General features: G+C 34.8%; 15 protein-coding genes and 1 riboswitch. Of the genes, 2 read left to right on the top strand and 13 right to left on the bottom strand.

Annotated features, from left to right (window positions below; all coding sequences use genetic code 11):
- Positions 1–22 precede the first annotated feature (22 nt).
- The 11 genes from ACM5BR_RS03945 to ade all read right to left on the bottom strand — a co-directional run bounded on the left by ACM5BR_RS03945 (position 23) and on the right by ade (position 10,815).
- A complete protein-coding gene (locus ACM5BR_RS03945) occupies positions 23–718 on the bottom strand; it encodes an ABC transporter permease (RefSeq protein ID WP_416826073.1) in 696 nt (231 codons plus the stop codon).
- Positions 711–1,634, bottom strand: a complete 924-nt coding sequence (locus ACM5BR_RS03940) for an ABC transporter ATP-binding protein (RefSeq protein ID WP_416826072.1) — start codon at positions 1,632–1,634, stop codon at positions 711–713. The genes ACM5BR_RS03945 and ACM5BR_RS03940 overlap by 8 nt, the downstream gene beginning before the upstream one ends.
- A 126-nt stretch (positions 1,635–1,760) precedes the next feature.
- Entirely contained in the window at positions 1,761–2,696 is a 936-nt protein-coding gene (locus ACM5BR_RS03935; protein WP_416826070.1) for an ATP-binding protein, read from the bottom strand.
- A gap of 1 nt (position 2,697) precedes the next feature.
- Positions 2,698–3,393: a response regulator transcription factor gene (locus tag ACM5BR_RS03930; RefSeq protein WP_416826068.1), complete on the bottom strand. Its 696-nt coding sequence runs from the start codon at positions 3,391–3,393 to the stop codon at positions 2,698–2,700.
- 306 nt (positions 3,394–3,699) lie between these two features.
- Positions 3,700–5,175 (bottom strand): recombinase family protein, encoded by a 1,476-nt coding sequence (locus tag ACM5BR_RS03925; protein ID WP_416826066.1) that lies wholly within the window; start codon positions 5,173–5,175, stop codon positions 3,700–3,702.
- Between the two features lie 325 nt (positions 5,176–5,500).
- A complete protein-coding gene (locus ACM5BR_RS03920) occupies positions 5,501–5,734 on the bottom strand; it encodes a YozE family protein (protein WP_416826064.1) in 234 nt (77 codons plus the stop codon).
- 189 nt (positions 5,735–5,923) lie between these two features.
- Positions 5,924–7,390: an NAD(P)/FAD-dependent oxidoreductase gene (locus ACM5BR_RS03915; RefSeq protein ID WP_416826062.1), complete on the bottom strand. Its 1,467-nt coding sequence runs from the start codon at positions 7,388–7,390 to the stop codon at positions 5,924–5,926.
- A 223-nt stretch (positions 7,391–7,613) separates the two neighbouring features.
- A complete protein-coding gene (locus tag ACM5BR_RS03910; RefSeq protein WP_416826060.1) occupies positions 7,614–7,754 on the bottom strand; it encodes a YjcZ family sporulation protein in 141 nt (46 codons plus the stop codon).
- 117 nt (positions 7,755–7,871) lie between these two features.
- A complete protein-coding gene (yidC, locus tag ACM5BR_RS03905; RefSeq protein WP_416826058.1) occupies positions 7,872–8,648 on the bottom strand; it encodes a membrane protein insertase YidC in 777 nt (258 codons plus the stop codon).
- Positions 8,590–8,961, bottom strand: coding sequence for a hypothetical protein (locus tag ACM5BR_RS03900; RefSeq protein ID WP_416826056.1), 372 nt, complete (start codon positions 8,959–8,961; stop codon positions 8,590–8,592). The genes yidC and ACM5BR_RS03900 overlap by 59 nt, the downstream gene beginning before the upstream one ends.
- A gap of 123 nt (positions 8,962–9,084) precedes the next feature.
- On the bottom strand, positions 9,085–10,815 hold the full coding sequence (gene ade, locus ACM5BR_RS03895) for an adenine deaminase (RefSeq protein ID WP_416826054.1): 1,731 nt from the start codon (positions 10,813–10,815) through the stop codon (positions 9,085–9,087).
- A gap of 48 nt (positions 10,816–10,863) precedes the next feature.
- Positions 10,864–10,965, bottom strand: a riboswitch (purine riboswitch).
- Between the two features lie 108 nt (positions 10,966–11,073).
- On the opposite strand from ade, the gene ACM5BR_RS03890 reads away from it, so the two are divergent.
- Positions 11,074–11,826: a DUF4397 domain-containing protein gene (locus tag ACM5BR_RS03890; protein WP_416826053.1), complete on the top strand. Its 753-nt coding sequence runs from the start codon at positions 11,074–11,076 to the stop codon at positions 11,824–11,826.
- Positions 11,827–11,878: 52 nt separating this feature from the next.
- On the opposite strand, the gene ACM5BR_RS03885 is transcribed toward ACM5BR_RS03890, so the two are convergent.
- Positions 11,879–12,988 carry a histidine kinase N-terminal domain-containing protein gene (locus tag ACM5BR_RS03885; protein ID WP_416826051.1) on the bottom strand — a complete coding sequence of 370 codons (1,110 nt, stop codon included), beginning with the start codon at positions 12,986–12,988 and terminating at the stop codon, positions 11,879–11,881.
- Positions 12,989–13,429: 441 nt separating this feature from the next.
- Between ACM5BR_RS03885 and ACM5BR_RS03880 the strand changes: the two genes are divergently transcribed.
- Positions 13,430–13,915, top strand: coding sequence for a chromosome segregation protein (locus ACM5BR_RS03880; protein WP_416826049.1), 486 nt, complete (start codon positions 13,430–13,432; stop codon positions 13,913–13,915).
- A 229-nt stretch (positions 13,916–14,144) separates the two neighbouring features.
- On the opposite strand, the gene ACM5BR_RS03875 is transcribed toward ACM5BR_RS03880, so the two are convergent.
- Positions 14,145–14,750, bottom strand: a complete 606-nt coding sequence (locus tag ACM5BR_RS03875) for a GNAT family N-acetyltransferase (RefSeq protein WP_416826047.1) — start codon at positions 14,748–14,750, stop codon at positions 14,145–14,147.
- Between the last annotated feature and the right edge of the window lie 71 nt (positions 14,751–14,821).

The raw sequence follows: 14,821 nt of genomic DNA, 5'->3' as shown, positions 1-14,821 counted from the left end.
CCTCCTATTTCGTCTGCTTTGCTTATAAAAATAAATCTACCTGCTCAACTTTCCGCACTGTCATATACGCAGCAATTGCTCCAATACATGCAAGTATAATCGGAATGATAATAATATTATTTATCGACACTCCATTACTATTCGAACATACTAGAACTACAATTACAATAGAGGATATAATAGTCGAACGAACGGAATACTTTTTCATTCCGAAGTAGAGCGGGATTAAGCTCATACCTGTTGCTGCAATAGCATTCATGACTAATTTCAATATTATTTGTTTGATCTCCGGCATTGTTAGTGTTTCAGACATAAGCGGAAAATAAAAGTTAACGGAATAAAACAAAGTAAATATAATCGTATCTGCAATGACAATGGAGAAAAAAGTGAATAGAATTACAATGAATAGCTTAGCAATTAGCAATTTTTTTCTGTTAATTGGATACATAAATAACACAGTCACCGTTTTCTCTGTAAATTCTTGAACAATAAATTTCGCTAATAAACTTGCTCCAAAAATAATAAACGTCGCTCGTACGAAAGTATCAATGATAGTAAATATCTCGTTATAACTTGTAAAAGAAAAGTCTCCATCTCCTTTTGCACCGTAACTAGTTAATACAAAAAAGCTAAAAATAATAATTGTTGCTACAAATGCCCCTCTAATGGCAGATTCAAATTTAAATTTAATCAGTTCTAATCTCATCAAATTAAGCATGGATTCCCTCTCCTTTCATAAGATTTAAGAAATAATCTTCTAGAGAGCTATTTTTCTTATTAATTCCTTCAATTACAACATCATTCATAATGAGCGTTTTTGAGATTTCTTGCTGTGTGATTGTCATTTCATAAATTCGAATCACATTTTCTTTCATCACTTTAAAATTTGTGAGACGTAATTTATTTTCTAAAATATAAGCTGCTTTGTTCACATCCTGAACCATAACCTCAATAAATTCTGTTTGTTTACCATTAATACTTTTCATCGAAACTTCTTTTATAAGCTTTCCATTTTGAATGATACCAATTGTATCTGCCATTTGCTCCATTTCAGCTAAAATGTGGCTGGACACTAACAGCGTAATTCCATATTCTTTACAAAGCATTTTAAATAATTCTCGTAATTCTTTAATGCCGATTGGATCTAGACCGTTGATTGGTTCATCTAAAATTAATAACTCTGGTTTTGTCGTAATCGCTCTTGCAATCCCCAATCGCTGTTTCATCCCAAGTGAGAAGTCTTTTACCTTCTTGTCGTCGACATTGTGTAAGTTTACAAGGATCAATGCTCGGTCAATTGCTTTCTTGTCATAGTAACCCATGTATTCGCAGTGTAAATACAAATTTTCTCTAGCTGTTAGTTTTTCATAAAAGATTGGATATTCAATAATTGTCCCCATTCGCTTTAACACTTCATAAGATGTACTTGTTAATTTCTCACCGAAAATCTCAATCTCACCGCTTGTTGGTTTGATTAAATTCGTGATCATTTTCATAATCGTTGTTTTACCAGCACCGTTTGGCCCTAAAAATCCATATATTTCACCTTGTTTTACATGCATATTTACGTTAGAAATCACTTCTTTACCATGAAACACTTTCGTTAATTGATTCGTTTTCAATACATATGTCATCTTCCATTCCCCTTTCGCTCCCGTTCTATATTTATATAATAAGAAATAAAATTCTCTTTTTTCTTACCTATTCCTTACAAATTTCTTAAGCCCCAAAAAAGCTTGTAGAATTTCTCTTTCTACAAGCTAAAAGTTGATTCTTCTTAGCATAACGGTAAATACTGTTTTCTCATACGGCGTACTTGACAGATGAATTTCTCCTTCTAACGCTTCTACAAGGCGCTTCGTAATCGTAAGCCCAAGTCCACTACCTTGATACAAACGATTTCGTGAATCTTCTAATGTGTACATACGTTCAAATACTTTATCGATATGAGATTCAGAGATTCCTTTTCCTTTATCCCATATATCCACGTACACAAATTGATCATCACTTCGCAGTGTAATCCCTAATGTTTTTCCGTCTCCGCCGTAGGCAATTGCGTTTGAAATTAAGTTATTCATAATTCTGCCGATAACTTCTGTATTCCCGTGTGCATAGATCGGCGTTTCTGGTATATCGATATGAACATCAAATCCTTGCGTTGTTAACAAATCATAAAATGATAATATATGTTCCTGACAAATTTCATTCATATAAATCCGCGTCATTTGGATACCTTTATCGCCGGATTCTAATTTTGCTAGATCAAAAAACTTATGAATGAGATCTAGCACTTCTAACGTTTTCATATGTATTTTTTCAAGTAATACCTTTCGCTCCTCTTCACTTATCGTTTCATCTACATTTAAAATTTCCACATAACCGAGAATCACAGTAAGCGGCGTTTTTAAATCATGTGATATATTGGAAAGCATCTTCCTCATCGAGATTTCTAGTTTCGAATGCTTAGCAATTGTTTTTTTCTTTTCATCTAACAAACAATTAATCGCCACTAGTAGTAATTTCAATTCTTTATCATCTGTTACTACTAATAAATTTTCACTCGTTTGCTTTTCCACAATATCCTGCAACTTTTCATATGTATAACGTACATTCGCACTTCGATTTTTCCCAGTGCGATATTGAAAATAAATAACACCAATTAATATGAAAATAATAACCGTTAAAAATAGAACCATTCTATATCACTTCCAACTTATAACCGATGCCCCATAGTGTCTTAATGTACTGCGGCTCAGATGGATCGTCCTCAATTTTCTCCCGCAGCCTTCTCATATGAACATTAATGACATTCTCATCACCGTAATATTCTTCATTCCAAATAAAGTTATAAATTTGCGCTTTAGTAAACACACGATTTTGATTTGTCGCAAATAGCTTTAAAAGCTCAAATTCTTTGGAAGTAAGTTTAATATCTTTGTTCTTTTTTTGAACGGTAAAATTAGCCTTATCAATTTTCAAATCACCTAATATAATCATTTCATCTTGTTTCTTTTGCGGAGCAGAATATTTTGTCGAACGACGAATTCCTGCCTTCACCCGTGCAGATAATTCAATCATGGAAAATGGCTTACAAATATAATCATCCGCACCAAGCCCTAGTCCTATTGCTTTATCAACATCCGTGTCTTTTGCGGACATAATTAAAATCGGAACCGCACTTGTTTCACGAATTATACGTACAACTTCTAAACCATCTATTTTAGGCAGCATAATATCAAGAATGATTAAATCTAACTGATCTTGTAAAAACTTTGCAATTCCTTCTTCTCCGTCCGATGCTACCGTTATAACAAACCCCTCTTTCACTAAATACCCATTAACCATTTCTTGAATCGCTAAATCGTCTTCTATTAGTAAAATATTATGTGACACACTCATCACCCAGTTTCTCGAAAAATTTATATTCACTCGATATTAGTTTAACATCTGAACATTTGTTAGCTAAGAATCTCTTCGTCAAGATACTGTCCACATAGTGAACTATTAATTCAATAGTAGGTTCTGAGTAATAGAATTTCAATCCTAAGTTCATAAATGCATTGTAAATTTCTCTCAAATGCGTAAACCCTTTCAAAAGACATTGCTTGAGTATAGTCTAGCGCTATTATTCTATCAATGAAATTTGTGTATATTCCTTTTTTTGCACTGAGTATAAAAGGAAAGAGCAAATCATTCATTTTATAACCATTCGATTTCTACTGTAGCGGCTACTCTTGCTCTTGTGGTGTCATGATTTGCTTCTGTATTGCTGCTGAACCGTATTTTTTTTATGAACTTCTTAAGAAAAGTGTTACAGACTTCATCATTAAGTTTTTCAAGGATATCTAGCTTTTTAATAGCATCATCCAATCGTTTTTGTTCTTCGTCTGTGTTAGATAGATTCTCTAATCGAATAGTAATAAGTTTCATTTGTTGCCGAACTTTCATGATTTGCTCTTCATTCTTGCCACGCATTTCGTAAAACTCCGCTTTTGTAATCTCTCCATCCATCCGCATTTCTTTCAGATTCTGTTCACGTTTATTAAATTTATCTAATTGTTTCTCTAAAGATTCTTTTTGAATCAATAACTTATGTTCTATCTCAGCTGTATCAAGAGATTTTAATATCCTCAATTCTTGTTCAAAGGCCGGCTTCTTTTCTTTCACTTTTTGTAACACAAACTGCTCAAGTGGAGCATATTTATGTCCTCTGTCTTTGCACTTATTATTATCGACTTTATAAATGCATGACTTCACAAAATCAACACCATCTCCATCACATTGAATATATCTCTTCCGCCCGCAACAATTACAGTAAATTAAATTTTGAAGTTTTCTTTTCGCCTTCAGTTTATGAAAGAAATGACCTGATGTATTTTCTTCTAGTTTCTTTTGTACTTCCAAAAATGTTTGTTTGCTTACAATCGGTTCATGAGCATCTTCAACAAATACTTCATCAACTACTCTGCCGTTGATTCGTCTGCACGCATGAACAACTCCGTAATAAACAACGTTCTTTCTAATCTGACTAATATGTGCTGAAGTGAGTATTTTTCCTTGTCTACTTCTCCATCCGAGGGTATCTAACTGTTTTGCAATTTCATTTGCACTAACTCGTTCCAGTGTTTTTTGGAAGATAAAACGAATGATTTTAGCTTCATCTTCAACTATCTCTAGTCGCTTTTCTTCATTCTTCTTGTATCCTAAAGGAACTCGATTTGACATCGTCCATTTCCCTTGTTCTGCTGCTGCTAATCGTCCTCTCCCCAAACGCTTACGAATTTGTTTATATTCAAAGTTTGCCATCATCGCTTGGAATGAAAAAAGCATTTCATTGCTTTCCTGCGACAGATCAATTGCACCTTGAGGAGTCAAAATTTTGATGTCATGAAGAATCAGCATCTTCTTAATCTCCTCAGCATGTGCGTTGTCACGAGAAATTCTGTCTATATCCATTACAAGGAGAGCATCATAATCATCTAACCTGCTAAGTAGCAAATTCAATTGTGGTCTGTCAGTACTAACTCCGCTTGAAATTTCTTGGTAAATATCGTAAGTTAGTTTCTGTTGTTTTGCAAGTTTCGTTAAAGCATTTCTATGCTTAGATAAGATTTCATCTATGTTTAGTTGCTCTTCGTTTCTAGATAGTCGTAAATAAATTGCAGCTAATCCCATTTACATCACCTCTTAGCATATGTAGTTAGGGAGGCTACCATATTTTATCCGAATAAAAATAGAAAATTAATATTTGTTATCTTGCCAACAGTGCCGTATAGTGTAACCACGACTATGTCTCCGATACTGAATTTTGGCTGCTTTTTTTTCTTCAAAATCATCCTCCCCTTTATGAGTCGTGATTTATAACGTATTGTAACGATACTAGTATATGCATGCTAGAAGAAAACGCTTATATCAGATGAATGATGAAGAAAATATTTTTACATAAATTATGCAGAAACTTAATATAATTTAGGAAAACGATAGGCACTCCTTTTTCATGTCATAGCTGATTACTCGATAACGTCTCCTGAATATATATGTCCCAGACTTCATCGAACAACGTCATCGTTGCAAGAAGACCACTTGTTTCTAAGTACGAGCTTATTTCATCATAATCGGTGGACTGCTTTGGAAAGGAATGGTCCTCGTAAATCACTTTCGCTACTACCCCAAATGGATCCAGTTTAGAACCATTACGATATTTCATCATATAATGATAGAATGACTTACTCATAGAAAGCCTCCTTGTTTTTTTGGTATATTATACACATTGCAAAATAAAAAAACCAGGACATATTACAAACAAAAAATACGAGCAGACTATAAAAGAAAGTTACCTCTCCTTATAATCTGCTCGTATTAGACTTAGAAATATTCGTCTTTCATAATAATCATTCTCTTTTTAATTCTTTCTAAAACTAATTTATCCAATCTCAACAGCATTTCTTTTTGTATTCTTAGTTTTTTCTACAATATCCCGTGCAATCCAAACACCACATGCACTCGCCTGTGCTAAACCACGTGTGACGCCAGCTCCATCGCCACCTAAATATAAACCTTCAATTTCTGATTCAAAATGCTCATTCAATTTTGGACGAGCGGAATAGAATTTCGCCTCTACACCGTAAAATAAGGTATGTTCAGATGCAATTCCTGGTGTGACATGATTGAGTGCATCTGTCATTTCAATTAAGCTCTTCATTGTATTATAAGGTAACACCAGACCTAAATCCCCTGGGACTGCCTCCTTTAAAGTCGGCTCAATAAATCCTTCTCGAATTCGCTTTTCTGTAGAACGACGACCTTTTAGTAAATCTCCATATCTTTGAACAATAACACTACCCATACTTAGCTGATTAGCTAAATGTGAAATTTCATGTGCATATTCATTCGGCTGATCAAACGGTTCGGAAAATTGGTGCGAAACGAGAAGTGCAAAGTTCGTATTTGAACTTCCCAGCGCTGGATCTTTAAAAGAATGACCATTCGCATTCATAATTCCTGAATGATTTTCAACAACTACATGACCAGAAGGGTTGCTACAGAAGGTTCGTACTCTTGTTCCAACCGACGTATTAAAAATAAATTTTCCTTCATATAAATGTTTATTAATCTCTTCCATAACAATGTTTGACGTTTCAACACGAACACCAATATCGACTTGATTAGATTTCATGTGTAAACGCCGTTTTTTCAGTATCTTTGTTAACCATGTTGCTCCATCACGTCCTGGAACAATAACCACTTTATTTGCTGTAATGGAAGTACCATCCTTTAAAAGAATACCTCGAATCACATGGATACCATTTTCCTTCTCAGTAAGGATATCCTCTACTTGCGTTTTTAGCTGCATCTCAATTTTTGTTTTCAAATATTCATAAATACTTTTTAATATTTCTAAGTTTTGTTCGGTTCCTAAATGACGAACTTTTGCACGTAGTAGTTTTAAACCTACTGCATACCCTCTTTTTTCAATGTCCCTTACATTATCCGTTAATGGGTCCGTAATAGCCCTAGTTGCTCCATGCTTTAAGTTTATTTCATCCACATAATGAATTACGTCTAAAATAATAGCAGGTGACAAATAATCTGTCATCCATCCGCCAAACTCACTTGTAATATTAAATTTTCCATCAGAATATGCGCCAGCACCGCCAAATCCATTCGTAATACTGCAGGCAGGTAAGCATCCTGCATGGTCTTTCTTTCCAACAGGAGGTGGACATTTCGTAATTTTCTTTTGGAGTATCGGACAATTTCTTTGATAAATATCATGACCTTTATCGATTAAAAGCACGCGTGCTTCTGGCATTTTCAGCGACAATTCATAGCAAGTAAAAATACCTGCCGGACCAGCACCAATTACAATTACGTCATAATCATATTTCATCTGAAGAACCTCCTTGATACGTTCAGTAAAAAATCCTTACTAAAGGTAACATGGATAAAGAAGAATGTCAATTTTTTCACGAATTATAAGAACGAATTTGCGCCGAACGTTCGTTATAACGGTATATTTTTTCTTGTTATTTATTATGTAAGCCTTCACGAAAAAGAAAGAACCGATTAATTAATGATTAATCGGTTTCATATGTGACGCTCTTTACTAGTACTTAGAAGCGAATAGCAGTGGTCCCAATGATAATTAAAAGAATAAACAACACAACGATTAACGCAAATCCAGACCCACATCCACAGCCGCCTCCACAGCCACCATAGCCATAGCCTGGATATCCACCACCAAATCCATACATAGTTTTTCACTCCTTACATTAAAATTAAAATCTCTACACTCTTAAGTTATGATGGACTAACTTCACCTGGTTTGTGCGTTTGCCTAGAAAGAAAAAAATCTCTGCTTCGCAGAGATTTTAAAGTTCTTGATTAAGTTGTAACGCTTGTGTTTTCTTCAGTTTGCGTTTTTCCATAAATATAGTTTGAATCGCCATAAATGTATTTCCTGTTACCCAATATAAGCCAATGGCAGATGCTAAATGAAATGCCATGAAAAAGATCATAATTGGCATTGTATACATCATCGTTTTCATTTGCTTACTTGCTAGATCGCCTTCTGTGGTCGGACGTTTTGATATAGCGTAGTATTGGAAGAACGTTGCAATTGCAGCAAGGACTGGCAAGATGTGATACGGATCGACTTGTCCTAAACTAAACCATAAGAATGTATGCGATGCAATGTCTTTTGTTCGATAGATAGCGCTGTACAATGCCGAGAGAATAAACATTTGAACAATCGCTGGAAGACAACCCATAGCTGGATTTATCTTATGTTGTTGATATAACTTCATTACTTCTTTGTTAAGTTCTTGCTGCGTTTTTTGATCCTTAGAACTGTATTTTTCACGTAACTTCTTTACTTCCGGCTGTATTTGCTGCATTTTCCATTGATTATCATTCAGCATCATAACAAGCGGTGTTGTCACAAGTCGAATAAGGATTGTAATTCCAATAATACCAATACCATAATTATCGTGAAAAAGATGAGCGATGCTGGTAATGATAAACGAAATCGGGTATACAAAATAATGGTCCCAAAACCCTGTGCTTTGTGGGGTAATGGTTGCTTTTGAACTACATCCTGCTAAAAATAATACCAATGTAAGGGGTAACATCCCCAATAGTTTTTTCAAATGATTTCCTCCTCGTTACTTTTGGTTTGTTAATAACTAGTAACGAGGATATTCCATCTTCATCATTATCTGGGGCAATTTTATGACGTATCGACATCGCAATTTGTTTCCGAACGTCAAATACCCAAACGTTTGCTATTAATTCATAGGATTGCTGCACATCAGTAGGAAAAGACAAACGTCTATGAGAATCATATATGCTCGGAAGCGTGGAGAATAGACGGAAAGACCATCTTCCGCCAAGAAATATCGTACTTAGTATGGCGATAGTAATCATTGTATTACCGTAATCAAATAAAAAACTTTCCATCATTTTCTCATCTTCCTCCTTTCATATAGAATCAGCCTTTACGGTGTACACAATCCTTTATTCAACAAATATCATTATGGACCTTCATTTATACCTTTACCATTGTGAAGTAGTAATAAGGAAATGTCAATTCTTTGTTGTACGTACCTCAATATGTTGAAATACTTCTACATCAAATAATCCTAAATCAGTAATTTTTAAAGATGGAATAACAGGTAAAGAAAGAAACGATAACGTTAGGAATGGGTTAAATTCTGATGGTGCACCAATTATCTGCAACGCTTCGTCTATTTGCTTTATCTGTTTGTATACTTCCTGAAAACTCTTGTCAGACATTAAACCACCAATAGTTAGCGGAAGCTCTGCTAGGGTTACACCATCCTTTACAACTACTAGTCCGCCTTGTATACGACCCTGTGCACGAATTGCAGCTAATAAATCTGCATCATTTGTACCAACTGCAATGATATTGTGTGAGTCATGTGCTACTGTTGTCGCAATGGCTCCGTTTTTTAGCCCGAACCCTTTCACAATACCTAATCCTATATTCCCCGATGCGGTATGACGTTCTATAACAGCTATTTTTAATAGATCTTTTTCAATACTTGGAATGAATTTTCCTTTTTTTACATCTACATTTACAATGAGATGATCGGTTAGTAAATTATTAGGAATGAGGCCTATTACATTCGCCTTTGTATTACCTTCCATTTCAATAGCGATCTCTTTTTCTGAGATATTTGGAATGTGGACCGTTTGCTTAATATGCTCTGGATCCGCCCCTTGCTTTGTATCCGCCACATACACACCATCTTTAGCAACTAGCTTTCCATTTTTATATACTGCTGCAATTGTAAAATCATCTAGATTATCGAGTAGTAATAAATCTGCATCGTAACCTGGAGCAATCGCACCTTTCTGATGTAGACCGTAACACTGCGCAGCATACAAGCTCCCCATACTGATTGCTGTTATCGGCGAAAGTCCTTGTGAAATGGCGACTCGAACGTTATAGTCAATGCTACCCTCTTCTATTAGATCGTCCAAATGTTTATCATCTGTACAAAATACACAACGATGCGCATTTTGTTCCGTTACAGCAGACAATAGGGAATGCAAATTTTTTGCAACAGATCCTTCTCGAAGCATCACATACATCCCTAGACGAAGTCGCATGAGTGCTTCTTCCTTTGTTACACATTCATGATCTGTTAAAATACCAGCAGTGCGATAGACATTCAAATCCTGCTCTGTTAATCCTGCAGCATGTCCATCCTTTTGTTTTGTTAGCAGGAGTTTATCTAGCATATCCTCCTTCGCTTGCAACACGGCCGGAAAATCCATAACTTCTGCTAAACCCAAAACTCTTTTATTAGCTAAAAAAGGACGAATATGCTCAGCTTGTAAAGAAGCACCGGCATTTTCAAATGGAGTCGCTGGAACACAGGATGGCAACATGACAAAAATATCGAGTAGACATGCTTCTGAATCATCTAACATAAATTGAATTCCTTTTGAACCGACAACATTTGCAATTTCATGTGGATCTGTAATAACAGATGTAATACCATGCGGAAGGACAATTTGAGAAAATTGCACAGGAGTCACCATTGATGATTCAATGTGAACATGAGCATCAATTAATCCAGGAGATACATACCGTCCATTCGCATCCAGTTCGTCTATCCCCTCATAGCTGCCAATCCCTACAATCACACCATCCGCTATTGCAATATCACCCTTTATTATTTCCTTAGTAAACACATTCACTATATTCGCATTACGAATCACAAAATCAGCGCGTTCTTTTTTGTTTGCGACGTTAATTTGCTTTCGTAATTGTTGTTTCGAAATCATGATGAACACTCTCCTTTTTTAAATACGAGAATAAAAAAAGATGGAACATCCATCAACCTTTATCCTCGTAGTCAAGCCATTTAAGGTAGCTTGGTAGAAACTTGCAGACCTTATTTCCGCAATTATACGAGAACACTAAAACCTGATAATATTCTAAATATTGTAGCGTATTGGGTTATAAAAGACAAGTTAATCGAAATCATACATATTGTCCCTTTATTTATGCATATAGTGTATGGATGAAAAGGAGGAGTAGCTATGACTGAAACACAGAAATACGCTTTTGAGGCAAGTATGTATGACCAGCTTGCTTGTTATTACAAATATCGAAATCCCCAAAAATACGTACAATATTATAACAAGCACTATGAAGCGGTGCAAAAGCTCGTACAAGCTTATGAATCCGGACGAGTTACACCTCAACAATCAATACAACAAGCAAAATTACGTGTGTTACACGCAGCCCCCGATGCATCAGCTGTCGATATGTATATTAATGGTCAACAGATTCTCCAAAATATTTCCTATAAGCAGATAAGTAACTACCTTTCCATACCACAAGGACAATATCGTTTCGATGTATATAAAACAGGGACAAATACTTCTCCTATATATTCATCATTGATACCTGTGATGAATAATAAGGTGTACACAATTACTGCTGTAGGCGATGTTAGTAAGTTTCAACTGCTTTCTTTCATTGATAACACCTTTTTGCCTTATGGGGATGCCAAAATTCGTTTTGCTCATCTTTCTCCGGACACATCAGCAGTTGACGTCGCCTTCAAGAACGGTGATGTGCTATTTGCAAATGTGTCATTCAAACAATTTACCGAGTTTTTACAAGTAACACCTGGTACCGCCGATATAGAAGTTCGCTTAGCTGGAACAAAGGATATTATATTAACCGTACCAAATATGAAAATAAAACCAAATATAATGTATACCATTTATGCAGTTGGCTTCGCTTCGAAACCTCCAAAACTAGAGACGATTCTTTATACAAATTAAGAGTCTACAAGTTTCCTTGTAGACTTTGTTATATGTATGATTAAAATTATTATTATTTATTCTTTTGAAACGACATATGAAAGGATGTATTTGTCTCTGATGACTCACAATAAATGTGTCCATTATGCTTAGCAACAATTTGTCTGCATACAAATAAACCAATCCCAGTACCGAGCTTTTTAGAAGTTACGAACGGCTCAAAAATCATTTCAATTTGATCCTTCGGAATCATTGGACCATTATTTTGAATCGAAATTTCAATTGTATTCTCATCTTCATGAGTAAGAATGATAATTTTTCTATTTTTTCGAATAGACTCTAATGCATCTATACTATTCATAAGAAGATTAAGAATAACTTGTCTTATCTCGTTACGATAGCCGTACATTTCTATAGGTTGAAGCATTTGTTCTTCGATTTTAACATTTTTATCAACAATACTTGGGTATAAAAAATGAATAATTTCATGAAACATATCATTCAAAGAAAATTGTTCCATCTGACCACTCGTCTCTTTTTTAGAGATGAGTAGAAATTGCGAAATTTGAAAGTTTAATTGTTCAATCTCATGTGAAATAATGTCTAAGTATGGCATAGAAGCTTGTTCTGCTCGTAGTAATTTCACAAATCCCATAATAGAGGTAAGAGGATTTCTAAATTCATGAACAAAGCTTGCAGACATTTGACCTAATATTGTTAGACGGTCTTTGTGCGTTTCATTAATATATTTCTGTTGATCTTGTAAATTTTTTGCGATAATCGCTGAATAGCGAAGCACTGTATTATACGTTAAATAGTCAAAAAATTTATGAACCTTATCAATAAGAGGAAGCAATTCTATAGCTTTTACTTCAAATGTACACATCTTTTTAAATAACGCATTTCGGCCAATGTTCGTATTATATACGAAATCCCCGATATTTGCTTCTGCCTGTACCCTCTCCGATGCAATCTTATTACAAAGGGGTTGCAAATCCTCCAATTGCGCTTCTTCCATAATAATGGATCGAAGTAAGAGAAGTAGATGATCTCCATTAATAATAATTTCATCATGAAAAGGATCGTTAAAGCTAATTTGGATTTGTTTTTTCCAATCCGTTAAAAATTGTTTTCTTTCGTACTCTAAATAATTGCAAAAATCATTTTCAATGTCACTTATCATTGAAAAAAACCTCCTATCCCCTCCGTTATGCACGACCCGAGCGGTATAGCGGATTGCTGTTATGATGAATAGTACCACAAATATAAGATTTCGTTAATAACTTTGTCACATTTTACACTTGCTATATAGTATTTTATCAAATTTATTACAGTTAAATATTTATGAATTTTACTATTTGTTATCCTATTTTCACATTACTTGCAATTAAAAATCCCTTTCCCCTTAGCATCCTTATTATAAACGATTCTTCAAGCCACGAGAAATACATTATAAAAATAATACTGCATAAATATTGGTATTATCTACTTATTGTTTCAAATACCTTCTAATCCACGAAAAATATCACTTTCTTTGCCGATTTCAGACTTGTTTTGTCATCATGGAAGGGAAAGAGAAATGAAAAGAGAAAACCTACTTTAAACACGATAAAGGAGGTTTACGATGGAAATCAAAACTCCAATGGTAGCTGAACAATTAGGTGTTAGTCCAAAGGTTGTCATGCGAATCGTGCAGCAATTAGAACTTACCTTACAAAAAAATAAAAATGGTCATTATGTATTTTCACAAGAACAGGTTCAGCAAATCGAAAACTACTGTAAAACTTCAAACTCGAACCAAACAGTAGACAAAGTTAAACAAGGTGCTGTTTCTCGTGAGGAGTTACAATCGCTTATGAATCTCATACAATTGTTAGACAAACGAATTGGAAGAACCGAAGATCGTATGCATGAAAAGGCTGATGATGTTGTAAACTACCAGCTATTACAGCATAGAAGTGAAATTGAAGAGTTACAAAAACATATCATCCAGCTCGAAAATCAAATTGCTACTCTAGAAGAACCAAAAGTGTTTGGAAAAGAAATACAACAGCTTCAAACAGAAAAACCAAAACGTAAAAAACTGATCCTAAGCCTGTTCGGATTCTGAATATAGAAAAAAAGGAGATGATAGAAAAGAATGCTAGAATCCTTTTCTATCATCTCTTTATCCCGCTTTAACGGGCAGTAAGACCCCCACTTCAAGGCTTAGAGAAATCGGAGAAGACCAAGTGGGGGACAACTGCCCGTAAAAGTCCGATTGGTTCAACTAACCCTCGGTGAGGGATGAGAGAAAACCCCCACCGAGGGAAGTTTCACTTTATCTTCTTCATACAGCATTAAGTTAACATAACTTTATTATCGTTACCACGCAATAACTGCATAGCATGAGCATTCATCTTGATTACATCTCGAATTTCTTTAATAGAATACAAATGCTTTATTCCTTCATAGGCATCAATCATAATTGGTACACCAATCACGAATTCGTTAATTTTAAACTCCTTATCAAGCGTATGCATCTGAAATCCTAAAAAACGTAAATACATATACATTCTTTTCGTCACAACCGTTATATATGCCGTTGCTTTCGTCTCTAGTGCATGGATAAATAAAATAACTACGAGTCGCTTAAAATAACCCTGACCACGAAATTGTCGTTCAATCGAGAATTTTCCAATCTCGTAGATTCGCTTCCATTTACGCTCTTTTATAATAGTAGGATGAGTAGAAAAAGGATAGAAATACTCAGAATTAGACTCATGTGGATGTTCATACTTTGCACATTCAACTGTACCTATATATCTATTTTCAGCGCCTATTAGTAAAAATCGTTCAGGCTGTAAATTTCGCTCAATAAATTGTATTTTTCTTTCTTCACAAAAGTCACCCCAAAACTGTTCAAAAACGAAATGCTCCTCTTTCGTCTGAACTCGATGAAACATAATTCTCCACCTTTCTATCGATTGACCAATCTATTTATATTTGGTTTGATAGCGTTTTCATCTCTTTAACT

This window comes from Ectobacillus polymachus (assembly GCF_048159605.1).
In the GTDB taxonomy this organism is placed as follows: Bacteria; Bacillota; Bacilli; order Bacillales; family Bacillaceae_G; genus Ectobacillus; species Ectobacillus polymachus.
This window is presented reverse-complemented; position numbering and strand designations above follow the sequence as displayed.